At 70.9% G+C, this 23,808-nt stretch carries 25 protein-coding genes and 1 tRNA gene; 10 read left to right on the plus strand and 16 right to left on the minus strand.

The genetic code is table 11. From position 1 onward, the window contains the following. Window positions 1-25 precede the first annotated feature (25 nt). Complete coding sequence (locus tag ABH923_RS04560) at window positions 26-1,264, minus strand: AI-2E family transporter (protein WP_370054185.1); 1,239 nt, start codon at window positions 1,262-1,264, stop codon at window positions 26-28. A 119-nt stretch (window positions 1,265-1,383) separates the two neighbouring features. On the opposite strand from ABH923_RS04560, the gene ABH923_RS04565 reads away from it, so the two are divergent. After that, window positions 1,384-2,604: a putative peptidoglycan glycosyltransferase FtsW gene (locus ABH923_RS04565; RefSeq protein ID WP_370054186.1), complete on the plus strand. Its 1,221-nt coding sequence runs from the start codon at window positions 1,384-1,386 to the stop codon at window positions 2,602-2,604. 3 nt (window positions 2,605-2,607) lie between these two features. Here the strand turns inward: ABH923_RS04565 and ABH923_RS04570 are convergent, their stop codons facing one another. The 5 genes from ABH923_RS04570 to ABH923_RS04590 form a co-directional block, all read right to left on the minus strand. Next, the gene (locus tag ABH923_RS04570) at window positions 2,608-3,195 is read right to left on the minus strand and encodes a hypothetical protein (protein ID WP_370054187.1); all 588 of its coding nucleotides are present in this window, start codon (window positions 3,193-3,195) and stop codon (window positions 2,608-2,610) included. A 127-nt stretch (window positions 3,196-3,322) separates the two neighbouring features. Then, window positions 3,323-4,384 (minus strand): ABC transporter ATP-binding protein, encoded by a 1,062-nt coding sequence (locus ABH923_RS04575; RefSeq protein ID WP_370054188.1) that lies wholly within the window; start codon window positions 4,382-4,384, stop codon window positions 3,323-3,325. Next, on the minus strand, window positions 4,381-5,208 hold the full coding sequence (locus ABH923_RS04580; RefSeq protein ID WP_370054189.1) for an ABC transporter permease subunit: 828 nt from the start codon (window positions 5,206-5,208) through the stop codon (window positions 4,381-4,383). Before ABH923_RS04580 ends, ABH923_RS04575 begins: the two co-directional genes overlap by 4 nt. Next, complete coding sequence (locus tag ABH923_RS04585; RefSeq protein WP_370054190.1) at window positions 5,205-6,191, minus strand: ABC transporter permease; 987 nt, start codon at window positions 6,189-6,191, stop codon at window positions 5,205-5,207. The genes ABH923_RS04580 and ABH923_RS04585 overlap by 4 nt, the downstream gene beginning before the upstream one ends. Beyond that, window positions 6,170-7,309 carry an ABC transporter substrate-binding protein gene (locus tag ABH923_RS04590; protein WP_370054191.1) on the minus strand — a complete coding sequence of 380 codons (1,140 nt, stop codon included), beginning with the start codon at window positions 7,307-7,309 and terminating at the stop codon, window positions 6,170-6,172. Before ABH923_RS04590 ends, ABH923_RS04585 begins: the two co-directional genes overlap by 22 nt. A 143-nt stretch (window positions 7,310-7,452) precedes the next feature. Between ABH923_RS04590 and ABH923_RS04595 the strand changes: the two genes are divergently transcribed. Further along, window positions 7,453-8,685, plus strand: coding sequence for a winged helix-turn-helix domain-containing protein (locus ABH923_RS04595; RefSeq protein WP_370054192.1), 1,233 nt, complete (start codon window positions 7,453-7,455; stop codon window positions 8,683-8,685). A 45-nt stretch (window positions 8,686-8,730) separates the two neighbouring features. Beyond that, window positions 8,731-9,159, plus strand: a complete 429-nt coding sequence (locus ABH923_RS04600; RefSeq protein ID WP_370054193.1) for a hypothetical protein — start codon at window positions 8,731-8,733, stop codon at window positions 9,157-9,159. Window positions 9,160-9,168: 9 nt separating this feature from the next. Here the strand turns inward: ABH923_RS04600 and ABH923_RS04605 are convergent, their stop codons facing one another. Both ABH923_RS04605 and ABH923_RS04610 read right to left on the minus strand, forming a co-directional pair. Next, complete coding sequence (locus tag ABH923_RS04605) at window positions 9,169-10,059, minus strand: M48 family metalloprotease (protein ID WP_370054194.1); 891 nt, start codon at window positions 10,057-10,059, stop codon at window positions 9,169-9,171. Between the two features lie 7 nt (window positions 10,060-10,066). Further along, entirely contained in the window at window positions 10,067-10,633 is a 567-nt protein-coding gene (locus tag ABH923_RS04610) for a LemA family protein (RefSeq protein ID WP_370054195.1), read from the minus strand. Window positions 10,634-10,785: 152 nt separating this feature from the next. Between ABH923_RS04610 and ABH923_RS04615 the strand changes: the two genes are divergently transcribed. The 3 genes from ABH923_RS04615 to ABH923_RS04625 are packed head-to-tail and all read left to right on the plus strand — an operon-like array spanning window position 10,786 to window position 12,997. Further along, a complete protein-coding gene (locus ABH923_RS04615; RefSeq protein WP_370054196.1) occupies window positions 10,786-11,421 on the plus strand; it encodes a TetR family transcriptional regulator in 636 nt (211 codons plus the stop codon). Window positions 11,422-11,429: 8 nt separating this feature from the next. Further along, window positions 11,430-12,266 (plus strand): ABC transporter ATP-binding protein, encoded by an 837-nt coding sequence (locus tag ABH923_RS04620; protein ID WP_370054197.1) that lies wholly within the window; start codon window positions 11,430-11,432, stop codon window positions 12,264-12,266. Further along, window positions 12,263-12,997, plus strand: coding sequence for an ABC transporter permease (locus tag ABH923_RS04625; protein WP_370054198.1), 735 nt, complete (start codon window positions 12,263-12,265; stop codon window positions 12,995-12,997). The genes ABH923_RS04620 and ABH923_RS04625 overlap by 4 nt, the downstream gene beginning before the upstream one ends. An 80-nt stretch (window positions 12,998-13,077) precedes the next feature. Here the strand turns inward: ABH923_RS04625 and ABH923_RS04630 are convergent, their stop codons facing one another. The 4 genes from ABH923_RS04630 to ABH923_RS04645 are packed head-to-tail and all read right to left on the minus strand — an operon-like array spanning window position 13,078 to window position 17,577. Beyond that, window positions 13,078-14,391 carry a D-arabinono-1,4-lactone oxidase gene (locus ABH923_RS04630; RefSeq protein WP_370054199.1) on the minus strand — a complete coding sequence of 438 codons (1,314 nt, stop codon included), beginning with the start codon at window positions 14,389-14,391 and terminating at the stop codon, window positions 13,078-13,080. Continuing rightward, the gene (locus tag ABH923_RS04635) at window positions 14,388-15,668 is read right to left on the minus strand and encodes an amino acid deaminase/aldolase (protein ID WP_370057303.1); all 1,281 of its coding nucleotides are present in this window, start codon (window positions 15,666-15,668) and stop codon (window positions 14,388-14,390) included. The genes ABH923_RS04630 and ABH923_RS04635 overlap by 4 nt, the downstream gene beginning before the upstream one ends. Before the next feature lie 8 nt (window positions 15,669-15,676). After that, entirely contained in the window at window positions 15,677-16,933 is a 1,257-nt protein-coding gene (locus ABH923_RS04640; RefSeq protein ID WP_370054200.1) for an MFS transporter, read from the minus strand. Then, window positions 16,930-17,577: a TetR/AcrR family transcriptional regulator gene (locus tag ABH923_RS04645; RefSeq protein WP_370054201.1), complete on the minus strand. Its 648-nt coding sequence runs from the start codon at window positions 17,575-17,577 to the stop codon at window positions 16,930-16,932. Before ABH923_RS04645 ends, ABH923_RS04640 begins: the two co-directional genes overlap by 4 nt. Window positions 17,578-17,725: 148 nt before the next feature. On the opposite strand from ABH923_RS04645, the gene ABH923_RS04650 reads away from it, so the two are divergent. Beyond that, entirely contained in the window at window positions 17,726-19,963 is a 2,238-nt protein-coding gene (locus ABH923_RS04650; protein WP_370054202.1) for an Ig-like domain-containing protein, read from the plus strand. A 25-nt stretch (window positions 19,964-19,988) separates the two neighbouring features. On the opposite strand, the gene ABH923_RS04655 is transcribed toward ABH923_RS04650, so the two are convergent. After that, entirely contained in the window at window positions 19,989-20,360 is a 372-nt protein-coding gene (locus ABH923_RS04655) for a YchJ family protein (RefSeq protein WP_370054203.1), read from the minus strand. Window positions 20,361-20,527: 167 nt separating this feature from the next. Further along, window positions 20,528-20,899, minus strand: coding sequence for a VOC family protein (locus ABH923_RS04660; protein WP_370054204.1), 372 nt, complete (start codon window positions 20,897-20,899; stop codon window positions 20,528-20,530). Window positions 20,900-21,106: 207 nt separating this feature from the next. Between ABH923_RS04660 and ABH923_RS04665 the strand changes: the two genes are divergently transcribed. Then, a tRNA-Leu gene (locus ABH923_RS04665) sits at window positions 21,107-21,183 on the plus strand. A 2-nt stretch (window positions 21,184-21,185) separates the two neighbouring features. On the opposite strand, the gene ABH923_RS04670 is transcribed toward ABH923_RS04665, so the two are convergent. Continuing rightward, complete coding sequence (locus ABH923_RS04670; protein ID WP_370054205.1) at window positions 21,186-22,334, minus strand: tyrosine-type recombinase/integrase; 1,149 nt, start codon at window positions 22,332-22,334, stop codon at window positions 21,186-21,188. Next, on the minus strand, window positions 22,327-22,842 hold the full coding sequence (locus tag ABH923_RS04675) for a helix-turn-helix domain-containing protein (protein WP_370054206.1): 516 nt from the start codon (window positions 22,840-22,842) through the stop codon (window positions 22,327-22,329). Before ABH923_RS04675 ends, ABH923_RS04670 begins: the two co-directional genes overlap by 8 nt. 119 nt (window positions 22,843-22,961) lie before the next feature. Here ABH923_RS04675 and ABH923_RS04680 point away from each other — a divergent pair, with 119 nt between their 5' ends. Together ABH923_RS04680 and ABH923_RS04685 are read left to right on the plus strand one after the other, a co-directional pair. After that, entirely contained in the window at window positions 22,962-23,159 is a 198-nt protein-coding gene (locus ABH923_RS04680; RefSeq protein ID WP_370054207.1) for a helix-turn-helix transcriptional regulator, read from the plus strand. A 91-nt stretch (window positions 23,160-23,250) separates the two neighbouring features. Then, the gene (locus ABH923_RS04685; RefSeq protein WP_370054208.1) at window positions 23,251-23,808 is read left to right on the plus strand and encodes a hypothetical protein; all 558 of its coding nucleotides are present in this window, start codon (window positions 23,251-23,253) and stop codon (window positions 23,806-23,808) included.

Consider the following 23,808-nt stretch of genomic DNA (forward strand, 5'->3'; position numbering starts at 1 on the left):
TATACCGCTGAATGAATGCGACCGTTTACGTCCGCGGAGCCCGGCGGGGGCGTGGAACGGTCTCCCAGATCGCGCCCTCCGGAACCGCGGTGGCCTCCGGTGGCTTCGATCGCCAGGCTCCCGACGACACGTAGTGCACCATCACGTTGAGCACCGCGACGAACGGGACGGCGAAGAGCGCGCCGGGGATGCCGGCCAGCAGCGAGCCGGCCGCGACCGCCAGCACGACCGCGAGCGGGTGCACCTTCACCGCGGTGCCCATGATCAGCGGCTGGAGGACGTGGCCCTCGATCTGCTGCACGAGCAGCACGACGGCGAGCATGATGACCGCGTAGACCCAGCCCTTGAAGACGAGGGCGACGAACACGGCGAGCGCGCCCGTGAGCACGGCGCCGACGATCGGGATGAACGACCCGAGGAACACCAGCACCGCGATCGGGAGCACCAGCGGCAGCCCGAGGAAGAAGGCCCCGAGGCCGATCCCGAGCGCGTCGATGGAGGCGACGAGCACCTGCACCTTGGCGAAGTTCCGGAGGGTCAGCCAGCCGGCCTGGCCGGCCCCGTCGACCGCGGCCCGCGCGTTCTTCGGGAAGATCCGCACGATCCACCCCCAGATGCTGCGGCCGTCGATGAGGATGAACAGCACGCTGAAGACCGTCAGCAGTGCGCCGGTGAGCACGTGGCCCAGCGTGGAGCCGATCGAGAGCGCGCCGGAGATGTAAACCTGGCTGTCCTGCTGCAGCGACGACCAGAGCGACTGGAAAGCGCTGTCGATCTGCGCCGTCGTGAGGCCGAGCGGGCCGGTCGTCAGCCAGCTCCGGAACTGGCCGAACGCCGCCAACGACTGCGTCTGGAGGTCGTGGCTCTCCCGGGTGACCTGCCAGATCGCCAGGTAGAACAGGCCGCCGACGACCACGACCAGGGTCAGCAGTGTGGCGACGATCGCCAGCCAGTGCGGCCAGCGGTGGCGGACCAGGAAGTCCTTGAACGGCACGAGCAGCGCGGCGAGGAGCAACGCGATCAGCACGGGGACGACGATCAGCCGGAGCTGGACGATCAGGAAGACCACGACCGCGATCACGGCGCCGATGACGAGCAGCCGCCACGACCAGGCCCCTGCGAGCCGCACGCCGTGCGGCAGGGACGCGTCGACCGGGGCGGCCTCCTCGGCACGGGCACCGAGGTCGCGCCGGCGCTTCAGGAAGCGCGCGCGGGCCGGCGGGACGGACGGACTCTGCGCTGCCGGGGCGTCGCTCTCTGCCATGCCCGTCAGTCTAGGTGCGCGGCAGCGCCGATCCTGTGGAATCGCTCAGGGAATGCGGGAGGCCGGTGCGGGGCGCCCGGCGGCGGCGCCGGCCCGCCCTAGCCTGAGGCCGATCCATCATGACTGCACCATCGCTCCACTCCGCCCCGCCCGCCGCCGCCTCGCCCGGCCTTCGGGGACGCCGCATCCTCCTCCGCCTCCCGTCCCGCTGGCGGCCGCCGTCGCGGCTCGGGACCGCGCTGGTCGCCGTCGTCCTGTTCCTGGTCGTGTTCGGCCTCCTGATGGTGCTCTCGTCGTCGTCGATCGAGTCGCACTCCGACGGCAACGGGTTCTTCGGCCGGTTCTGGTCGCAGTGGGTCTTCTGCGGCGTCGGCCTCGGAATGCTGCTGCTCGTGCCCGCGCTGTCGCGGCGCACCATCCAGCGCGCCGCGACGGTGCTGCTGATCGCGGCGTGCGTCCTCCAGCTCCTGGCGATCACGACCCCGCTCGGCGTGCAGATCGGCGACAACACGAACTGGATCCGCCTCGGCCCGGTCACCGGCCAGCCGTCGGAGGGGATCAAGCTCGGGCTGGCCGTCTGGCTCGGGACGGCGCTGGGCGCGCGCGGCGTCGACCCGGCGGACGGGCGCGTGCTGGCCCTGCGGACGCTCCCCGTCGTGGTGCCCGCCCTGCTCCTCGTCCAGCTCGGCGGCGATCTCGGGACGACCGTCGTCACCGCCGCCTTCACGCTCGGCGCCTGCTACTTCGCCGGGGCGCGCCTGCGCCACCTCGGGCTCGCGCTGGGCGTCGTCGCCGCCGGCGCCGTGCTGCTGGCGCTGTCGAGCGAGACGCGCCGCGGCCGCGTCTTCGCGTTCTTCGGCGGCACCAGCGCCGTGAACCCGGACGTGGACTGGCAGGTGAAGAACGCACACTACGGGCTCGCGACGGGACGGATCTGGGGTGTCGGGCTCGGGAACTCCCACGCCAAGTGGTCGTGGCTGCCCTCCGCCGACACCGATTTCATCTTCGCCGTGATCGGCGAGGAGCTCGGACTCGTCGGCGCGTCGCTGGTCCTCGGGCTGTTCGGCGCGCTCGCCGTGATCATGGTCGCGATCATGCGCGCGACAGCCAACCCGGTCGCCCGGATCGTCACGGGGACGGTGCTGGTGTGGCTGGTCTTCCAGGCATTCGTGAACATCGCCGTCGTGCTCGGCCTGCTGCCCGTGCTCGGCGTGCCGTTGCCGTTCGTGTCGGCGGGCGGCACGGCGATGGTGGCCGCGCTCGCCGCCACGGGCGTGGTGCTCTCCTTCACGCGAGCGGAGCGCACGGTCACGGGACCGCGCGCTCCGCTCGTGGAATAGCCGTCAGGGCTCGAACACCAGCGGCGGGTGCTCGATGGAGGTCGAGAACCACTGCCAGCCGGGCCCGGAGGACGTCTGCTGGATCGAGGCGTAGGTCACCTGTCCCGGCGGGACGTTGTTGAGGCCGACCGAGACGGAGACGTTCCCGTTCACGGTCCGCACGCCGGCGCCGGTCACGCTGCCCGCTCCGGCGTAGCCGCCGACCGTGAGCGAGACCGGCCCGCTCGTGGCGATGAGGAACTCGACGACGTAGCTCGCGACTGCCGTCGCCCCGTACGCTCCCGGGTCGAAGTGGACGGAGACGCCCGGACCGCCGGACGGGACCTGCCGGAAGCTGAACGACGCGTACGGCGTGCCGGTCGTGTCGGTCTGCATGATGTCGGACGCGATCAGCGTCAGGTTGGTGCGGCCTTTGCCGACCGTGTGGGTCGGGCTGATGGTGTCGATGGGGAACAAGAAGGGCGGCCACCAGTGGATGTCGCCTGGACGGATCCGAGTGACCAGATCACTCGGCGAGAGGGTCTTCACGAAGGTTGAGGGGTCGATGGCGTCCGAATACTCGGCGTCCGCCCCCGGGACGATACCAGACATGAGAATTACTCTAGAATGTCGCCCGCTCCCGCACACCCGTGCCACCACGGATATCGAGGGGCACGTAAACGCCCCTAAAACGGCGTTTTAGGGGCGTTTACGTGCCCTTCGGCGGGTTGCGGGCGGGTTACGGGGCGGGAGTGACGGTGAGGGGGGTGGCGGCGAGGGCGAGGTGGAGGCGGTCGCCGGGGGCGGGGAGATCGCGCGCGGCGTGCTGGACGGCGAGCTCGGAGCCGTCCGCGAGCCGCACCCGGGTGCGCCGCAGCGCGCCGAGGAAGCTCGTGGTGAGAACCTCGGCCGGGATGCCGTCTCCGGAAAGCAGCAGGTCCTCCGGGCGTACGTACGCCACCACCGGTCCGTCGGGCGCGGGCGACGCGAGCGGCGCCGTCTGCCCGAGGACGCGCAGCGCACCGCCCGCGACCGTGCCGGGAATCCGGTTGGTCAGCCCCACGAACTCCGCCACGAACGCGGTCGCGGGCCGATGGTACAGCTCCTCCGGGGTGCCGATCTGCTCGATTGCGCCCGCACGCATGACCGCGACCCGGTCCGCGACGGCGAGCGCCTCCTCCTGGTCGTGCGTGACGAAGAAGGTCGTGATCCCGAGCTCGGTCTGGATACGGCGGATCTCCTCGCGGAGCTGCACGCGCACCTTGGCGTCGAGCGCCGAGAGCGGCTCGTCGAGCAGGAGGACGCGCGGCTCGGTGACCAGCGCGCGGGCGAGCGCCACGCGCTGCTGCTGTCCTCCGGAGAGCTGGTGGGCGTAGCGGTCGGCGTGGTGGTCGAGCCCCACGAGGTCGAGCGCCTCTGCCGCGCGACGCCTCCGCTCGACGGCTGAGACCTTGCGCATCCGCAGCCCGAACTCCACGTTCTGGCCGGAGGTCAGGTGCGGGAACAGCGAGTACGACTGGAACACCATCCCGAGGTCGCGGCGGTTCGTCGGCTCGTCGGTGACGTCCCGGCCGTCGATGAGGACGCGACCGGAGTCGACCCGCTCCAGCCCCGCGAGCGCACGCAGCGCGGTCGTCTTGCCGCAGCCGGACGGCCCGAGCAGGGCGATGAGCTCCCCCGGGCTCGCCGCCAGCGCGAACCCGGCGAGGCCGGCGCCGCCGCCGAAGTCGCGCACGACCCCGTCCAGTTCGACGGTGGAGCCGACACGGGCGCCGGCGACGGTGGATTCGAGGACGGTCATGGAGTGCCTTTCACGGGACGCCGCGAACGGCGGCGGGCGCCGACCACGCGGTCGACGACGACGAGGAGGACGAACGCGAACACCAGCGCCAGCAGCGCGAAGATGACGGCGACGAACGGGTCGGACTGGGAGACCAGCAGCAGCGAGGTCTGCAGGTTCACCCGGCTGAGCAGGGACGCGATCGTGAACTCGCCGAGCACGACCGCGATCGAGAGCGCGGAGGCGGCGAGGATGCCGCGCCGCAGGTTGGGCGTGAGCACCCGCCAGAACACCGTGCCCCAGCCCGCGCCGAGCGATCGGGCGGCCTCGCTCAGCGTCACCAGGTCCACGGAGGAGACGTTGCTCTGGAGGGCGCGGTACGCATATGGGAGCACCGTGATGCCGTAGGCGAACGCCAGAGTCCACGCCCCCGATCCGAAGATGCCGGTCACGACCGCGTACGTCGGCGCCAGCCCCACCACCATCACGATCGCCGGGATCATGATCGGGAGCAGGCAGACAGCCTCCAGCAGGCGGCGCAGCCGGGCGAAGCGCAGCTCGACCAGCACGATCGTCGGCAGCAGCACCAGCAGGACGATCGCCACCGTCACGGCGGCGAGCACGAGCGAGTTGCCGAGGCCCTGGTACACGCGGTCGTAGCGCGTGGTCCCGCCGCCGAAGACGGCGATCCAGCGGTCAAAGCTGTAGACGCCGGGCTTCGCGGTGCGCAGCGTGAACTCCAGCATCGAGAACAGCGGGATGAGGAAGAAGGCGCCGAGGACCACCCAGATGACGGTGCGGACGACCGGGCCGGGGCCGAGCCGCAGCGGAGCGCCCCCGCTCACCGCTGCCACCGCGCCGTCCGGCGCACGAGCGCCGAGTAGGCCAGCATGACGACGATCATCACCACGAGCATCCCGAGCGCCATCGAGCCGGCCAGGTTCGCGCGGCCGAGCACGGTCTCCGAGATGAGGGCCTGGCGGATCTGCAGCGACACGATGTTGTTGGCCTGGCCGACGAGGGCTGCGGCGGTCGCGTACGACGAGAAGGCGTTGGCGAACAGCAGCAGCAGGCTGCCCAGGAACGACGGCAGCAGGATCGGGCCGCCGACGCGGGTCCAGTAGGTCCAGCGCGTGCCGCCCAGCGTGGCGGTCGCCTCCAGCCATTGCGAGCGCAGGCCCTCCAGCGCGGGCAGGAAGGTGATGACCATGAGCGGGATCTGGAAGTAGAGGTACGGAAGGATGAGGCCGGGCACCGTGTAGAGCCAGACGCCGTTCGCGTAGATGTCGAGGTGGAAGGCGTTGCGGAGCAGCACCGTCACGAGTCCCTGCGCGCCGATGGTGGCGATGAAGGCGAACGCGAGCATGACTCCGCCGAACTGGGCGAGGACGCTGCTGGCCGAGCCGACGAGCGAGCGGGTCACGCCGCCCGGCCGGGCTCCCAGCATCGCGAAGCAGAGCGCGGCTCCGGCCACGGCGCCGACGACGGCGGTGACCGCGGAGAGCCAGAAGGCGCCGAAGAACGAGCCGGCGATGGCGGGCTCCGTGAGGCCGGTGAGATTGGACACGGTGAAGCGTCCCTCGCCGTCCACGAACCCGCTGCCCACCGCGACGAGCGTGGGGACGGCGAGGAAGACCACGACGTAGAGGGCGAACGGGGTGAGGCCGAGCGCGGCGGCGAGGCCGCGCGGGCGACGACGGCGGCTCCCGGCGTCGGACGGCCGGGCCGACGACGGCTGCCGCCGGGAGTCGCGCGAAGCGATCCCGGCGGCAGCGTCGGCCGCGGGTGCGGCGATGGTCTCGGTCATCAGCCGACCGCGTTGGCCCACTTGGCGTTGAGGAGCGTGCCGGCGTCGGTGGCCTGCTTGTCCGTCATCACGGCCACCTTGTCCAGCTTGCCCGGGAACTCCTTGGTGTCGAGCGTTCCGGCCTTCTCCATGGCGTCGACGCGCGCGGGGTAGGCACCGCCCTTCAGCCAGGCGTTCTGGGCGGCGTCGCTGTAGAGGTACTCCTCCCAGAGGCGGGCGGCCGCGGGGTGCGGGGCGTCCTTGTTGATGGCCTGGTTGTAGTAGCCGACGTACGCGGTGCCGGGGAGCACGGTGTACTTCCAGTTCACGCCGCCCGACTTGATGGTGTCGGAGGTGGTGTAGCCCTTCTGGTTGAACGACCAGTCGAGCAGCACCGGGGTCTCGCCCGAGGCGATGGTGTTCGGCTTGCCGTCCGCTGCGTTCCAGTTGCCCGCGGCCTTCAGCTTGGTGAACCAGTCGACGCCCGGGGTCAGGTCGTCCAGGGTCCCGCCGTTCTGCAGGTCGGCGTAGGCGACGGCGCCCGCCGCGGCGGCGGCCTGGGTGGGGTTGCCGTTGAGCGCGACGGCGCCCTTGAACTCCGGCTTCAGCAGATCGGCGAACGACTTCGGCGCGGTCTTGATCTTGTTCGCGTCGTAGCCGACCGACATGACGCCGTAGTAGCCGACCTTCCAGAGGCCGTCCTTCTCCTTCTGCGCGGCGGGGATGTCGGCGAAGCCGGTGGGCTTGTACGGCGCGAAGTACTGGGTGTTCGCGAGCGCGACGGACGAGCCGATGTCGAAGGTGTCGGGAGCGGTGTCCTGGCCCTTGAGCTTCTTGGCGGCGTCGATCTCCTCCTGGCTGGAGGCGCTGTCCTGGCTCGGGTTGATCGTGATGCCGTACTTCTTGGTGAAGCCGTCGAAGATCTCCTGGTAGTTGGCCCAGTCGCCGGGCGTCGCGATGATGTTGAGGCTGCCCTCCTTCTTCGCGGCGGCGACGAGAGCGGCCATGCCGCCGGCAGAGGCGACGTCGGTGGCCGTGGCGGCCGAGGTGCTCGCGGCGGTGCTGCTGGCGTCGGCGCCGCCGGAGCAGGCGGCGAGCGAGAGGGCGACGACGGTCGCCGCGGCGGCGAGGCCGGCGACGCGGGCGCGCGTGTTGATCACGGAATGTCCTCCAGGTCGGGTTGACAGCCGGGCTGTGCGAACCGGCTCGTCGCCACGCTAGGGAGGCCGGGATACGCGTGGCCCAGCGGGGAGTGACCAAAAGGTGAACGAGGAGTGTCAGACCTTGCCGCTAAGGTCGATCCGTGGTTGAACAGCTCTCCCCCGCCCTCGCGCGCCGCATCGCGCTCGCCGCCCAGGGCTTCGGGCGCCCGCGCCCGGCCGTGGTGGGCACACGGCAGCTCAACGGGCTGATCGACCGCATCAACCTGCTGCAGATCGACTCGGTCAACGTGTTCGAACGCAGCCACTACCTCCCCGCGTTCGCGCGGCTCGGCGCTTACGACCGCACCCTGCTCGACCGGCTGACGTTCGACGCGCGCGGACCGCACACCGAGTACTGGGCGCACGAGGCCGCCTTCGTGCGCAAGGAGGACTGGTCGCTGTTCCGCTGGCGGATGCAGGACTACCGCGAGCGGTACGGCACCGGCAACGCCTGGTTCGCCGCCCACGACTCCACCCTCACCTGGCTGCGCAGCGAGCTGGCCGCCAAGGGCCCGCTCGCCGCGAGCGAGATCGAGCACGACGCCAACAGGCGCTCGGGGCCGTGGTGGGGCTGGTCGGAGGTCAAGCGGGCGCTGGAGCGGATGTTCCTGTTCGGCGAGGTCGCCATCGCCGGCCGCACCCGCTTCCAGCGGCGGTACGGGCTGGTGGAGGACGTCCTCCCGCCCGCGGTGCTCGACCGCGCCGTCGACAAGCCCGACGCCATCCGCGAGCTGCTGCGCCGCTCGGCCGTCGCCCACGGCGTCGGCACACTCCGCGACTTCGCCGACTACTACCGGCTCAAAGGCCCTGCCGTCGCCGCCGCGATGCAGGAGCTGGAGGACGCCGGGGAGGTCATCCCGGTGCAGGTGAAGGGCTGGACCGGCGCAGGCGACCGGCCGGTCAAGGCGTGGCTGCACCGCGACGCGCGCAAGCCGCGCAGCGTCGACGCCGCAGCACTGCTCTCACCGTTCGACCCTGTGGTGTGGTTCCGCGACCGGGCGCTGCGGATGTTCGGCTTCCACTACCGCATCGAGATCTACACACCCGCACCGCAGCGCGTGTACGGCTACTACTCGCTGCCGATCCTGCTGGACGATGAGCTCGTCGGCCGCATCGACCTGAAGAGCGACCGGCAGGCCGGCGTGCTGCGGGTGCAGTCCGCGTGGACGGAGGCCGGCGACGGCGGCCGGGTGGCCGAGCGTCTGGTCCCGCTGCTGGGCGAGACCGCGGCCTGGCAGGGCCTGGGCGGCGTGGAGGTCGCCCAAGGCGCACGGGGCGACCTCGCGCCCATGCTCGCCGCCGAGCTCGCCCTGGCAGCGTCCACGGGCTTCTGAGGACTCCCTCGCGGGAGCGCCGGGTGCGGGGGTAAGGTGCGGGACATGAGTTCACCGCTGGAGTACCTGGACGCCGACGGGGCCGATGAGGCCGACTACGAACAGCCCATGCGCGAGCTCTTCGCCTACCGCGACGGCGAACGCTGGCTCGACGGCATCGTGACGGGTGTGAAACGCGGACCGGACGGCCGCGCGCACGTGCAGTTCGACAACCGGATGTGGGTGACCACGGATGATGTGCGCGAGTCCAGCCACTACATCGCGGTGCTGCTGAACCCCGACTCCTCGGTCTACGCGGAGATCATCACCGGCTACCGGGACGGCGCCCCCGCCGACCTCATCCGCGACATCGACGTGGTCGACGGGGCGAACAACGCCGGCACCGAGTGGCGCCCGCTCGACGAGCGCGCCGTCGGCACGCGCGTGCGCTACCGCTACACCGGCACCGCCGAGCTGGAGGCCGCCGAAGCGTAGTCCGGGCTCCTAGAAGGTGGAGCCCATCTTCTCGAGGCGATCGACGCGCTCGGGGATGGGCGGGTGCGTCGAGAACAACCGGCTCGTCAGGCTGGGCTTGAGCGGCTCCGCGATCCACAGGTGCGCCATGCTGCTGTTCTGGCGGCGCATCGGCCTCCCGTAGTCCTGCAGCTTGAGCAGCGCGCTCGCGAGCGCGTCCGGGTGCCGTGTCGTCATCGCGCCCGTCGCGTCGGCGAGGTACTCGCGCTGGCGGGAGACCGCGAGCTGCACGAGCGTCGCCACCAGCGGCGCGATGATCGCGGCTACGAGACCGAAGACCAGGACGATCGGGTTGCCGCCGCCGCCGTTGTTGTTGTTGCGGTTGTTGCCGCCGAAGAAGGCCATCCGCACGAAGATGTCGGCGATGAGCCCGATCGCGACCGTGAGCCCGAAGACGATCATCGACAGCCGGATGTCGTAGTTGCGGACGTGCCCGAGCTCGTGCGCCATCACGCCCTCCAGCTCGGCGTCGTTCATGATGTCGAGGAGGCCGGTGGTCGCGGCGACGGAGGCGTGCTGCGGGTCGCGCCCAGTGGCGAACGCGTTGGGCGCCGGGTCGTTGATGATGTAGACCGCCGGCATCTGCGTGCCCGTCGTGATCGACAGGTTCTCGACCACGTTCCAGAGCCGCGGGTTGTCGGCCTTCGTGATCGGCACGGCCCCGGACATGCTGAGCGCCTGACTGGAGGCCATGAAGTACTGGAACACGGCGTAGACGATCGCGCCGATCCCGACCCAGGCCAGGATCGCCCAGCTGTTGTAGATGACCGAGAACAGCCAGCCGAGCGCACCGATGAGGATCAGGAACAGCAGGATGATGAAGACGGTGTTGCGCTTGTTCCTGGCGATTGCCCTGTACATCGACGCCCTAGAACTGAACGCGCGGCGGCTCGGCGATCGCCGCCAGGTTGTCGACCTCGAAGAAGTCGCGCCCGGAGAAGCCGAGACGGCGGGCGAACAGGTTGTTCGGGAAGACCTTGATCTTCGTGTTGAACTCGCGCACGCCGCCGTTGTAGAACCGGCGCGAGGCCTGGATCTTGTCCTCGGTGTCGACCAGGTCGGCTTGCAGGCGCAGGAAGTTCTGGCTCGCCTGGAGCTGCGGGTAGGCCTCCGCCACCGCGAAGATGCTCTTCAGCGCGGTCTGCATGTGCCCCTCGGCCACCGACGCGTCGCCCGGCGTCTGCGCGGACAGCGTCTCGGCGCGGGCCTTGGTCACCGACTCGAAGACCCCGCGCTCGTGCGCGGCGTAGCCCTTGACCGTCTCGATCAGGTTCGGGATGAGGTCGGCACGACGCTTGAGCTGCACCGTGATGTCGCTCCACGCCTCGTCCACCCGCACCTTGAGCGTGATGAGCGAGTTGTACGTTGCCCAGAAGTAGATTCCGATGATCGCGACGAGCACGACGACGATGATGACCGGAATGAGCCATTCCATTGCGGGAACTCCTAAGCGTGAATGCGCCGATCGACTGCGCTGATTAGCATCCTAACCGGGACGGATGCGCCTCCCACGGGCTTCCCATCACACTCGAAGCAACCCCAATGCGGATGGACAGGGCACCGGGTCCGGGGTGCACAATGGCACTCGTGAGTGAGCTCGCCGAACGCCGCAGGAGGGGCCGGCCGCGCAAGGAGCGCGGGGCGGCCTCCACCCGTTCGGCCATCGTGCGCGCGGCGGCCGAGGAGTTCACCGAGCGCGGCTACGAGGCGGCCTCGCTGCGCGCCGTCGCACGCCGCGCCGGCGTCGACTCCGCGCTCGTGCACCACTACTTCGACGACAAGGCCGAGCTGTTCGCGGCCACGCTGGAGGCTCCGCTGCGACCCGACCGGGTGCTGGACGTCGTCCTCGGCGCGCCCAGGGAGCAGGTCGGCGAGACGCTGGTGCGCTACCTGCTCACCCAGCTGGAGGACGAGCGGGCGGCCGGCCGGATGGTGCTCATCCTCCGCACGGTGCTGAGCAGCGGTCCCGGCACGCGGATGCTGCGCGAGTTCCTCACCCGCGAGGTGTTCGCCCGGCTTGCGGCGCTGACCCACGCCGACGACGCCGACCTGCGCGCCGATCTGGCCGCGTCGCAGATCGTCGGCCTGATGATGACCCGGTACGCGCTCAAGCTCCAGCCGATCGCGAGCGCCGACCCTGACGAGCTGGCGCGGCGGGTGGGGCCGGTCATCCAGTGGCATCTGTTCGGGGATATTGACGGCGGGAGCACTCCGGGCGAATAATTCATCACATGATGAATTCATCGCCGTCCGCGCCGACCGACCTCGTCGGCGACGCCGCCGTCGTCATCGACGGCCTGCGCGTCAAGCGCGGCCGGACGACCGTGCTCGACGGGCTCGACCTGCACATCCCGCGCGGTCAGGTGGTCGGCCTGCTCGGGCCGAGCGGCTGCGGCAAGACGACGCTCATGCGCTCGATCGTCGGCGTCCAACGCGTCGCGGGCGGCACGGTGGAGGTGCTCGGCCAGCCCGCAGGGTCCGCCCCCCTGCGACACCGGGTCGGTTATGTGACCCAGGCGGCGAGCGTCTACGACGACCTGACCGTGCGGCAGAACCTGGCGTACTTCCGCAGCGTGCTCGGCGCCGGCAAGGCGGACGTCGAGCGCGCCATCGAGGCGACGGACCTCGGCCCGAACGCCGGGCGGCTCGTCTCCACGCTCTCGGGCGGCGAGCGCAGCCGGGTCTCCCTGGCCGCGGCGCTGCTCGGCTCCCCCGACCTCCTGGTGCTGGACGAGCCGACGGTCGGCCTCGACCCGCTCCTTCGCGTCGAGCTCTGGACGCTGTTCCACCGGCTCGCGGACGGCGGCACCAGCCTCCTGATCTCCAGCCACGTCATGGACGAGGCGACCCGCTGCGACCGGCTGCTGCTGATGCGGGAAGGCGCCATCCTGGCCGACACGACGCCGGAGGAGCTGCTCGCGGAGACCGGCGCGGCGGACGCGGAGGGCGCCTTCCTCACGCTGCTGCGCAGGCACCACCCGCGGCACGCGCTGGGTGAAGGGGCCGAGGACGGCGGCCCGGAGGAGACCGACCACGAAGGGTCCGAGCACGGGGAGGCCTCCCGATGAACCCCACCCGCACCCTCGCGACCGCCGGCCGCGTGCTCACCCAGATCCGGCACGACCCACGCACGATCGGCCTGCTGGTGGTCGTGCCGAGCCTCCTGATCGGCCTGGTGGCCTGGATCTTCACGAACACGCCGGTGTTCGCCACGATCGGGCCGGCGATGCTGGCGCTCTTCCCGTTCGTCGTGATGTTCCTCGTCACGAGCATCACCACGCTGCGGGAGCGGCGCACCGGCACGCTGGAGCGGCTGCTGTCCATGCCGCTCGGCAAGGGCGACTTCATCCTCGGCTACACCCTGGCGTTCGGCCTCCTCGCGGTCATCCAGTCGCTGGTCGCGTCGGGGTACGCGATCTGGGTGTGCGGACTGGACGTCAAGGGCGACACCTGGCTACTGGTCGCGGTGGCGGTGACGGACGCCGTCCTGGGCAGCACCCTGGGCCTGTTCGCGAGCGCCTTCGCGCGCACCGAGTTCCAGGTGGTGCAGTTCATGCCGGTGATCGTGTTCCCGCAGATCCTGCTCGGCGGCATCTTCATCCCGCGCGATCAGCTCCCGGACGGCCTCCGCCAGATCAGCGACTGGCTGCCGCTGTCGCACGCGGTGGACGCGCTCAACGCCGTCTCCACGAACTCGCACGACGCCGCCTACATCGGCGGCCAGCTCCTCATCATCGGCGCTTTCGCCGTCGGCGCCGTCATCGTCGGAGCCCTCACCCTCCAACGCCGCACCGCCTAGCTCTCCAGCTATCCATTCCGGAGTTGTGTACGCCTGAACACGGCGTGTTGCGTGCACAAGTCCGGAATGGATGGTTGGGGTCAGGGGCCGAGGACTCGGCGGAGGTAGGGGTTCTCGAAGCGGCGGTCGGGGTCGAGGCGGTCGCGGACGGCCAGGAAGTCGTCGAAGCGGGGGTACGCGTCGCGCAGCGACTCGGCGTCGCGGTAGTGCATCTTGCCCCAGTGCGGGCGGCCCCCGTGGGCCGTCATGATCTCCTCGACGGCGGCGAAATACTCCTTCGGGTCCTCGCGGTAGTAGCGGTGCACCGCGATGTAGCCGCTCTCGCGCCCGTAGGCCGTCGACAGCCAGTTGTCGTCGGCCGCCGCCGAGCGCACCTCGACGGGGAAGGAGATACGCCAGCCCCTCCGCTCGATGAGGGCCTTCACCTCGGCGAGCGCGCCGGGCACGGCCTCCCGCGGCAGCGCGTACTCCATCTCGCGGAAGCGCACGGTGCGGTTGGTGACGAACACCCGTGGCGAGTGGTCGGTGAAGTCCCGGTTGCCCGTGAGCTTCTGCGCAAGCCGGCTGAACCGCGGGATGATGCCCGGCACCACCGTCCCGACCGCGCAGACGCCGCGGTAGACGCCGTTGGCGAGCAGTTCGTCGTCCAGCCAGCGGCCGGCCGCCGACAGCGGGGCGCGCGGCTCGGTGAGCGGCAGCCGGGTGTTCGTCTTGGTCAGGCCGGTCTCGGTGTGCGGGAACCAGTAGAACTCGAAGTGGTCCTCGGCCGCCGAGCGCTCCAGGTAGCTGTCGAGCACCTGCTGCAGCGGTTCCGGACGCTCGACCGCCTTCAGCAGGTACGCCGGCACGCACTGGAGGGTGACGTCCACGATGACCCCGAGCGCGCCGAGCCCGAGGCGGACGGCGGGCAGCAGGTCGGCGTTCTCGTCCTCGCTCACGGTCAGCAGCTCGCCCGCCCCGGTGACGAGCGTGACCGCGACGATCTGGGTCGCCAGGCCGCCGAAGGAACCGCCCGTGCCGTGCGTGCCGGTGGAGGTCGCGCCCGCGACGGTCTGCCGGTCGATGTCGCCCATGTTCTGCAGCGCCAGCCCGTACGGGCGCAACAGCCGCGGGAGCTGGTGGAGGTGCGTCCCGGCGGCCAGGCGCACCCGGCCGCGTTCCAGGTCGACGTCGAGGACGCCGCTGACGTCCTCCAGGTCGAGCAGCACACCGGGCGCCGCGGCGATCCCGGTGAAGCTGTGCCCGGCGCCCACCGCCTTGACCCGCATCCCTTGCTTCGCCGCCGCCGCGACCGCGCGCTGCACGGCCTCGGCGTCCCGCGGGCGCTCGACGCGCTGCGGGCGGATGGACTCGCTGCGGCCCCAGTTGCGCCACACCGCCCCGTTCGCCGTCACAGGAACACCTGCCCCTCGCCGCGGTAGCTCGGGACCGACCCGACCACCGTCGCCCGGCCCTCCACCGTGTCCACCAGATGGAAGTCGTTCACATGCTCGCTGAGCTCCCCCGACTTCGTGTGCCGCAGCCAGACCCGGTCCCCGACGCGCAGGATCCCCGCCGCCGCGCCCGTCACCGGGGTCTGCACCTCGCCCGCCATCTCGCGGTCGACCATCGACAGCCCGGTCGGCCACTCGATCTTCGGGAGCCGGTCGGGTCCCGGAGGGCCGGAGGCGATCCAGCCGCCGCCGAGCAGCGTCGCCGTGCGCTCGTCGGGCCGGCGCACCACGGAGAGCGCGAACGACGCCGCGGGCGCGGGCCGGAACGCGCGGTAGGTGTCGAACAGGTGGCCGCCGAAGAGGCCGCTGCCTGCGGCGATCTCGGTCACGGACGGGTCGGAGGACGTGAACTCGAGCGAGCCGGTGCCGCCGCCGTTCACGAACTCCAGGTCCGCGATCGCCCGCACTGCGGCCACGGCCTCCCCGCGGCGGGCGATCAGCTCCTCGCGCGAGCTCTTCTGCATCCAGCGCAGGGTCGCGCCCCACGCCGGGCGTCCGGGCGGGTTGTCGCCCTGGCCGGCGATCTGGGCCTCGTAGCCCATCATCCCCACCAGCGCGAAGCCGGGACGCCGCACGATGGCCTCCGCCACCGCGCGCACCGTCTCGACGCTGTGCAGCGGCGAGCGGTAGACGCCGATGTGGCCGAGCACGGGGGCGTCCCAGGAGGAGTCCAGCTCCAGGCAGAGCCGGATCGTCTCGCGCTGCTGCGGAGGCACGACCGCGTCGATGAGGTCGAGGTGCGCGACCGAGTCGACCATGAGCGTGACGCGGGAGGCCAGCTCGGGCGACGCGGCCAGCCGCGCGATCGCGGCGCGGTCGACGGTCGGGTAGCCGACCACTACGTCCTCGATCGGCGCGTGGTCGGCGTCGCCCTCCGCCAGCCACAGCGCCTCCGGCAGCGTGTAGGCGAGCACGCCGGCGTAGCCGGGGAGGGCGAGGACGGCGTCCAGCACCGCGCGCACGCGCACCGACTTGGAGGCGACCCGGATCGGCTTGCCCGCGGCGCGGCGGAGCATGTCGTGCGTGTTGTGGCGCAGCGCGGGCAGGTGCAGCACGCCGAACGCCGGGTCGAGGCGCGCGGTCGCGGCGCTCAGCGCGGGCCAGAACACGTCGGGCGTGGTCCAGGTGCGCTCGGCGGCGACCGGCTTGGCGGTCAGGTCCATCGCGGTCAGGTCCATCGCGGTCATCAGCGCACCGCCTTCACGCGTGCGACCGCGAGGGCTCCCGCGAATGCGAACACCGCGGAGAGCACGAACAGCCCGACGAACCCGCCCAGCGCCGCGACGATCCCCGCGCCGAACAGCGGCGCCATCGCCTGCGGCACGGCCGTCGCGATGTTCATGATGCCGAGGTCCTTGCCGCGGTTCTCCGGGTCGGGCAGCACCTGGGTGGCGAGCGCCTGGTCCACCGAGAGGAAGCAGCCGTAGCCGAGGCCGAGCAGGCCCGCGGCGACCATCGCGACGGACAGCTCCGGCACGAACGCCAGCAGCAGCGCGGCGACGCCCTGCAGCGCCGACGAGACGAACACGAACGCCTTGCGCCTCCCGAGCCGGTCGGAGAGCCGGCCGAGCGCGAGCGAGGCGATGATGACGAACACCATGTAGATGAGGATCAGCACGAGCAGATCATCGTCGGCGTGCTTGTCGTGGAGGCCGAACTCCAGGAAGTACAGCAGCAGCGACGTCCCGAATGCGTTGCCGAAGTTCACCAGCACCCGGCTCAGCAGCGTCCAGCCGAAGTCGGGATGCTCGCGCGGGCTGATCCAGAGTCCCTCGACGATCCCGCGGAACGTCATCCGCTCCCGCAGGTGCGGCGGCAGCACCGCGTCGGGGAGGAACAGGAACGGCAGCACGAGCAGCACCAGCAGCACGGCCATCGCGGTGTAGCCGACCAGGGCGCCCACGAACACGTAGGTGACGAGCGAGACGCCGAGGATGATGCCGATGGCCTGAGGGGCGCTGATCCAGCCGGAAACGTAGCCGCGCTGGTCGACCGGCACCTGGTCGGAGATGGTCGCGGTCAGCGCCGCCGTGAGCACGCAGAACCCGGTGAGCGCGAGCGACCAGAAGACGCCGATCCCGACCATCGTGGTCTGCAGGCCGAGCAGGACCAGCGACACTGCGAACAGCGCCGCTCCCCCGGCGATCCACGGGCGGCGGCGGCCGAACCGGCTCGTGGTGCGGTCGGAGAGGGCGCCGGTCAGCGGGTACGCGACGATCGCGCAGACGCCGGAGATGCCGGAGATGATGCCGAAGGCGACGACGTTGTCGACCCAGTAGCTGGTGTGCAGCTGCGCCTGCACCTGGTCGGGCAGCAGCTTCTGTATGGGCGCGAGCTGCGCCATCCAGACTCCCAGCCAGGCGACGGCGAAGGCCGCGATCCAGCGGCCGGGTACGCGGCGGGTCGGTTCGGCGAAGACGGCCGGGGTCGAGGTGTTGGTCATCGGGCACCTGCGTTCGGGTCGGGGGTGGAAGGAACGGGAATGGGGGCGTCGGCGAGCGCGGCGAGCGCGTCGGCGGCGAAGTCCAGGCTGCGCTCGGCCGCGGCGTCGTCGCGGGTCACCAGCCAGGCGATGGTGAGGCCGTCGGTCAGGGTCACCAACAGCCGGGCGACGTCGGCGACCGGGAGGCTCCACACGCTGCCAGTCAGCGCGGCGGCGTCGCGCGCGGCCCGTTCGGCGAGTTCGTAATAACGGTCGTACTGGCGGCGGGCGAGCGGTTCGAAGCCGGGCTCGCGGAGCGCCCACTGGGTCAGCTCGAACATCGCCTTCTCGCGGTCGGGGTCGGCCCGCACGCCGTCGAGGTAGTGCTGGAGGCCCGAGCGGATCGCGGCACGGAGCCCTGACGGGGCCGACGCCGGGTCGAGCGCGGGCTCCAGATCGGTCTGCTCCCCCGCCACGACCGTGTTCACCAGCTCGGCCATCAGCTCGTCGCGGGAGTCGAAGACGTAGTGGAAGCTGGCCAGCGGCATCCCGGCCTCGGCGACGATGCGCCGGGTGGTGGCGGCGGCCACCCCGTCCCGCGCGATCACCCGCAGGGCCGCCTGCACCAGCGAGGCGCGCCGTGCTGCCGGGGCGATGCGCGTCATCGAAGCTCCTCACGGTGCCGTCGCGCGTCGTCGCGCGAAGTGGGTCAGTTGACCCACTTGTCAGTATGCCGTAAATCCGGCCGGGTGGTTTGACAGGAGGCGTGTCCTGCCCCTCAAATGGGGTGGAATGCGGGTATTTACGTCGGACGTGTCTCCACCAGTCCGGCCCAGGGGGGCGACCGGGCTGGTCCTCTTCGTGCTGTCCGGATTCGCAGTGGCCGCGCTCGCGTTCGCTGTCGGGCAGTTCGTGGGGCTCGCGCCTCCGGCATCGGCGCAGACCACTGGCAGCGCCACCTCCTCCGCCACCGCGTCCCGCACCTTTCCCATCCGCACAGCACCCGCGGACATCACCGGTCCATCGCTCGCAGACGCGACCGCACCCGCAGACAACACCGCGCCGGCCGACACTCCGACCCCGACACCGACGCCGGGGGCGCCGACACTCGACCCACTGCCGAGCGGCCTGGTCACGACCTTCTCGCTGACCGTCTCCGGAACCGCCGACCCCGGCGACGTCATCGACGTCTCGGGCGGCTCCTCGGCGAGCGCCGCCGGCTCCTGCACTGTGACCACCGCGGCTGACGGGACCTTCCGCTGCGCCCTGCAGCGCCTCCCCGACGGACCGGGCGTGCCGGTCCGCGCCGTGTCCCGCTCCAGCGGTCTCGCCGCCAGCGGGCGGGTGGACGTGCTCTCCCCGCCGACCATCGCCTCCGCGCCGGGCGGGGTCACCGGCGGCGGTATCAGCGGTACGGCCTACCCGGGGGCCTCGGTGACCGTGACGGCCGAGACCGGCGCCTCCTGCACCTTCCCGGCGGACAGCGCAGGCAAGTGGGGCTGCGTGCTCCCGGGGCTCGGCGACGGCAGGCACACGGTCACCGCCACCCAGGTGGCCCCGTTCTCGTCTACGCGATCCGCGCGGAGCCCGGCCATGAGCGTCGTGGTCGACACCGTCGCGCCGGCAGCGCCGACCATCGACTCCCCCGCGCCGGGCACGACGGTCGCCGCGGGCGGGGCACTCGGATTCGGGGGCGCCGGCGAGTCGGGCGCCACCGTCTCCGTCTACGCCAGCACCTCCAGGGGCACGACCGTGGCCTGCACCGCGACGGTCGCCGGCGGCGCCTGGTCGTGCGCCGCGACGCTCCCCGCGGGCGACTACGTGGCCTCCGCCCTCCAGCGCGACGCCGCGGGGAACGTGAGCGCGGGCAGCAACCCCGTCGCCGTCACCGTGGAGGCCGTCGGCGTCGCGACATCGCCGCCGCAGAACCCGGCCAGTCCGGCCCCGAAGCCGGCGCCGGCCCCTGCCGTGCCGCCCGCGAACCCGGCCCCGCCCTCCGCGCCGGTCGCGCCGACGCACCCGGACATCAAAGGCTGGACCTCCACCCCGTTCACGACCGCCTCGGCGCCGGTCATCACCGCGGCGTCCGTGCCCGGCTGGCTGCGCTCGGTCGGGCTGGCGGTCGCCGCGCTGCTGCTGCTCGTCCTCCCTGCGCGGCTGCTCGTCGTATCGCTGGCGCGTCCGCGAGAGCAGCGAGCGGCACGCGCCCGCTTCTTCGGCCGCAACCGTGCCGCCGCCGAACTCGGCGAGGCGGACGCGCTGCTCGGCGGCCGCGCGGCACTCTCCGGTGGGGCGCACGTCGCTTCGGACGGCGCGGCCGCGGGCACGCAGCCGGTCTGGCTCGCGCCGCTCGTGGGCCTCTCCGCGGCGGCGCTCGTGACGCTGTCCACCTCCGTCACCGACGCCTCCGCGTACGTCCGCCTCCTCGTCGCCGTCTCGCTCGCGATCGCCGGGGTCAACGCGATCTGGGTCCTCTCGGCGCGCGGGATGACTCGGCATCTCGGGGTGGCGATGGCGCGGACGGTCGTCCGGCCCGGCCTCCTGGTGATCGTCGCTGCTGCCGCGATCGGCTCACGGCTGCTCGGCCTGGAGCCCGCCCTCCTGTTCGGCCTGGTGCTCGGGGCGGTGCTGCCCGAGGGGCTGGGGCGCGTCGAACGCGGCCGGACCGCCGCCGTCCAGCTCTCGGCGGTCGCCGCCCTCGGTGTGCTGGCGTGGTTGATGGTCGGCGTCCTCCCGACGCCGTCCGGCGCGCCGTCGGCGTTCCTGGTGGAGCTGGTGAACTCCGTCGCCCTCGTCGCGATCGGCTCGACCGCCATCGCGCTGCTGCCGTTCGGCCGGCTCACCGGGCGCGCGGTCCTGCAATGGTCGCGGCCGCTCTGGCTGGCGATGGCGCTCGTCGTCTACACGGTGCTGTTCGCCCTGCTGCTGCCCGTGGCGTCCCTGGCCCAGACCGGGGCCGGTGCCGTCGCCGTCGTGATCGCCGCGGTCGTGTTCGCCGCGGTGGCGCTGTCGGTGTGGCTGTGGGAGCGGTACGTGGAGCCCGCGCGCTGACGCCGCCTCGCCCGTGTCCGCCCGCTCAGAGCGCGGCGACGTAGAACCAGTCGCCGCCCTCCCGGACGAACCGGGACACCTCGTGCACGCTGCCGCGCTCAGCGCCCTTGTAGTACGCGGTGAACGCCACGACGCCGTCCGCGTCGAACGGGCCTCCCCGCTCGGTGGACTCGACGTCCAGCCGGTACCAGCGCAGACCGTCGTCCAGGTCGAGGGCCTCCGGGCGGGTGGACGCGTGCCAGCTGCGCAGCAGGTAGGCGGCGTCCCCGAGCGCGAACGCGCTGAACCGCGACCGCATCAACCGCTCGGCGGTCGGGGCCGGGGCTCCGGCGTGCAGCGGACCGCAGCAGTTCCCGTAGGTCTCGCCGCTCCCGCAGGGGCATCGTGTGTCGGTCACCCGGCGAGCCTAGCCGACGCTCCGCGGGCATAAAGGACCCGGCTGGAGCCGTACGTCGGGGGATCTCGGGCTCCAGCCGGGTCGGAGGACACCTCACCAGAAAGGGTGTCGGCACCTAGTCTGCACGGCCCGGGTGGGTGCACCCTTGGGGCGGCCTGAGGGACCTCTCAGCGCGGTTCCCGTGCCGCCTCTCCGGCGGCGATCACGCAGAAACGGTTGCCGTCCGGATCGGCGAGCACCACGTAGTCGGCGCCTTGCTCGTAATCCCATGCCACGTCGGAGGCCCCGAGCGCGCGCAGCCGCGCCGCCTCGGCCTCCTGGTCGTCGGCGTACAGGTCGAGGTGGTGCCGCGGCGACGGGTTCGCCTCGCTGCCGACGAGCTTGAGCGCGAGCTGCGGCCCGGCCCCGGCGACGGGGACGAGGATCGCCCAATCGACGTCCGGCTCCCGCAGCGGCCGGTAGCCGAGCGCCGCCGACCAGAACCCGACGGCGCGCGGAAGGTCGCGCACACCCCACACGATGGAACCGATCCGGATCATGACCCCAGCCTCCGCCGGTGTCGGGCGGACGACAAGAGGCACGCGCGCCCGGACACCGTATATTGTTGGACGCATGGAAGGCGTGCTCATCGGACTCATCTTGGCGGTCATCATCGTCGGCGGCGTACTCGCGTTAGGCGCCATCGTCCAGATGGTGAAGTCGCCCTACCGCGACCGCTGACGTCGAGCCGCTTCCGCGGACGGATCGCCCCTATAGCCCAATTGGCAGAGGCAGGCGACTTAAAATCGCCCGAGTGTGGGTTCGAGTCCCACTGGGGGCACCACGCTACTTCCGCGCTATGACTGGGATCGCGGGGGTTTCAGAGGCCCCAGAATCGCCGATCGCCCACAAATCGCCCACACTTGAAACACGCACGGCCTCATCCAAAGCGGCCGAAACGGCGTCCAGGTCGTCATCGAACAGGTGGCCGTAGACGTCGAGCGTCATTGCCGCGGAGGCGTGGCCGAGCATGCGCTGCACCGCTTTCACGTTGGCGCCGGCCGCGATCGCGAGCGACGCGGCCGTGTGGCGCAGGTCGTGGATCGTGAGCTCGGCAGGCACCCCCGAGCGCCGCTTGGCGTAGACGAACCATCCATCGCGCCATGAGGGCGTCGTGATGTGGTTGTGGCCGTCGCCGAACACGAGCTGCTCGCGAGTCTTGCCCTCGCACTGCCTGGCGAGCGACTCGGCCAGGAACCGCGGGAAGGGCACCGACCGGACTCGATGGGACTTCGGCGAACCGACGATCACCTCTGTCCCGACCTTCACGGCGTTCTCGTCGACCTGCAGGCGCCCGCGGAGCATGTCGAGATGCTTCACTCGCAGCCCGGACGCCTCACCCCAGCGAATTCCCGTGTAGGCCAAGACGCGCACGAGCGTCGCGTACTGGCCGGCCTCGCGGGCGAGCGCGTCGACCTGCTCGTGCGTCAGGTAGACGTGCGCCTTCTTCCGCTTGCGGGGCAGGTCGACGTCGCGCGCCACGTTCCGCGTCACCCGACGATCCTTCACAGCGACGTCGAGGATGCCGGCGAGGATGCCGTATGCGCGCAGCGTGACCGTCGCTGAGCGCCTTGCAGCGAGCTCAGCGACCCACGCCTGCACCTCGGAGTGCTCGACCGCGTGAAGAGCCACTGAGCCCCAGCGGGGCTCGACGTGAAGCCTCCAGGTGATCTCCAGGGCATAGTACGCGGACGGCTTCAGAGCACGCTCCTTGCCAGCCAGCCACGCGCCGGCACGCTCCCCGATCGTCACCTTCGACAGCGACGTATCGATGTAGTCACCCCGCGCCATGCTGACCTCTTTGTCAGCCAGGAACAGATCCGCGGACCGCTTCGTCGCGAAGCCCTTCCGCTCACGCTGCGCATGCTCAGGAGTCCGCCACCGAACCCGATACCTGCGCCCCGCGGTCGTCTCGTACGAGGTGACGCTACCCATCGGTCTTGTGCTCTTCTCGGAATTGGCGGTAGGTCCGACGATCATTCGGCATTTGCATCCAAAAGTCGACGCTTCTCTCGTCATTTTCGTGACGAGCCCAAGGGTCGAGCCTCAAGTGATCGAGCACCACGAGATGCAAGTCCGGGTCGAGCTCGAGTTCATCGCGCAGTCGATCGGCCACCTCGGCAAGCGAGCCAGTTGCGCCCTCCAACTCGTCCCTGACCCTTAGGAAAGTGCCGTACGCGTCCTCAACCTGCTGCGCCCGAAGCAAGACTTCTGTGCGCCAAGCGCCTCCCAGTAGCTCCTCGACCGATTTGTTCACGATCGTGGCGAGCGCTTGCGCTTCGCCCACGGTCACGCGGCGCTCGTTGCGTTCGATCTTTCCGATCGCGGACGGGTGCATCGAGTACCCCAGGCGGTCGAGGGCATCCGCCACGTACTCCCGGCTGAGACCTGCCCCAGACCGGGCCCTCGCGAAGTTATAGCCGAAGTCATCGTCTGTCGTCACGAAACCGAAGATACAGCAAAATGACCGAAACGCGCTCAGTGCTTGCACTGAAATCGGGCGATGCATTATTGTGACCGAAGATGGGTCGATGAGTGACCCATAATCGGAAGGATGGTGCGATGGAGAAATACCTGAGCCCTGAGGAGGTCTGCGAGATCATCCCCGGGATGTCGAAGAGCCTGCTCGGGGCACTACGTTTTCGCGGCGATGGCCCGAAGTTCATCAAGGTCAGCCCGAAGAAGGTCGTCTACGCGCAGACCTCGATCGAGGAATACATGAAGTCCCGCGAGCGCACCAGCACCGCGGCCGCCTCGTGACCGAGGCTCAACCCCCAAGAGAAATGCCCGGTGCTGTAACACCGGGCGATAGCCAGAACCAGGAGAACTAACCATGTCAAATCATACCCTCGTGGACCTTCGTGCGGAACTGCTGAGACAGGCCTTCGACGACACCGACCCGGAGGACTACCCCGCGCGGACGTACCGGCGCCTTCGGTCCACGGATGCCGACCTGTGTGTGTACGCCTGGAGCGCCGACCACACCGAGCCCCGGAGTTGGCAGGTGTACGCCGAAGTGGGCGACGTCGAGGACGAAGCAGCAGCCCGCAAGGCAGCGCAGGCGTTGAAGCTCGTCGCTATCCAGGTGCAGATCCTGAACGGACACGGCCGCGTTTTCGAAGTCGACGCCGACAACACGCGCACCAAACCGATCGCCGGCGGCATGGTCTACGTGTACCGGCAGGAGCGCAAAATCAGATGCCATCCTGTCGAGCTCATGCCTCACCTGGACCGTCTGAGCCCCGGCGACAAGTGGGGCAGCGGCGACGTCCGATACGACTGCACGCTCATCGGCACGTTCGGCGTCATGGAGGCCACACCGCTCGGCACAGGCATCCGGCTCCTCATCCAGGATGTCGTCGAGCCGACCCACCCGCTGAACGTCACCGACGAGGGCGAGGACGGCTGA

Origin of the sequence: Leifsonia sp. EB41 (assembly GCF_041262565.1) — a bacterium.
In the GTDB taxonomy this organism is placed as follows: Bacteria; Actinomycetota; Actinomycetes; order Actinomycetales; family Microbacteriaceae; genus Leifsonia.

What these genes read in the sequence shown, in the direction of transcription:
- ABH923_RS04560 (WP_370054185.1), bottom strand. Translation starts at nt 1,264, where the DNA reads ATGGCAGAGAGCGACGCCCCGGCAGCGCAGAGTCCGTCCGTCCCGCCG.
- ABH923_RS04565 (WP_370054186.1), top strand. Translation starts at nt 1,384, where the DNA reads ATGACTGCACCATCGCTCCACTCCGCCCCGCCCGCCGCCGCCTCGCCC.
- ABH923_RS04570 (WP_370054187.1), bottom strand. Translation starts at nt 3,195, where the DNA reads ATGTCTGGTATCGTCCCGGGGGCGGACGCCGAGTATTCGGACGCCATC.
- ABH923_RS04575 (WP_370054188.1), bottom strand. Translation starts at nt 4,384, where the DNA reads ATGACCGTCCTCGAATCCACCGTCGCCGGCGCCCGTGTCGGCTCCACC.
- ABH923_RS04600 (WP_370054193.1), top strand. Translation starts at nt 8,731, where the DNA reads ATGAGTTCACCGCTGGAGTACCTGGACGCCGACGGGGCCGATGAGGCC.
- ABH923_RS04605 (WP_370054194.1), bottom strand. Translation starts at nt 10,059, where the DNA reads ATGTACAGGGCAATCGCCAGGAACAAGCGCAACACCGTCTTCATCATC.
- ABH923_RS04610 (WP_370054195.1), bottom strand. Translation starts at nt 10,633, where the DNA reads ATGGAATGGCTCATTCCGGTCATCATCGTCGTCGTGCTCGTCGCGATC.
- ABH923_RS04620 (WP_370054197.1), top strand. Translation starts at nt 11,430, where the DNA reads ATGATGAATTCATCGCCGTCCGCGCCGACCGACCTCGTCGGCGACGCC.
- ABH923_RS04625 (WP_370054198.1), top strand. Translation starts at nt 12,263, where the DNA reads ATGAACCCCACCCGCACCCTCGCGACCGCCGGCCGCGTGCTCACCCAG.
- ABH923_RS04635 (WP_370057303.1), bottom strand. Translation starts at nt 15,668, where the DNA reads ATGGACCTGACCGCGATGGACCTGACCGCCAAGCCGGTCGCCGCCGAG.
- ABH923_RS04640 (WP_370054200.1), bottom strand. Translation starts at nt 16,933, where the DNA reads ATGACCAACACCTCGACCCCGGCCGTCTTCGCCGAACCGACCCGCCGC.
- ABH923_RS04645 (WP_370054201.1), bottom strand. Translation starts at nt 17,577, where the DNA reads ATGACGCGCATCGCCCCGGCAGCACGGCGCGCCTCGCTGGTGCAGGCG.
- ABH923_RS04660 (WP_370054204.1), bottom strand. Translation starts at nt 20,899, where the DNA reads ATGATCCGGATCGGTTCCATCGTGTGGGGTGTGCGCGACCTTCCGCGC.
- ABH923_RS04670 (WP_370054205.1), bottom strand. Translation starts at nt 22,334, where the DNA reads ATGGGTAGCGTCACCTCGTACGAGACGACCGCGGGGCGCAGGTATCGG.
- ABH923_RS04680 (WP_370054207.1), top strand. Translation starts at nt 22,962, where the DNA reads ATGGAGAAATACCTGAGCCCTGAGGAGGTCTGCGAGATCATCCCCGGG.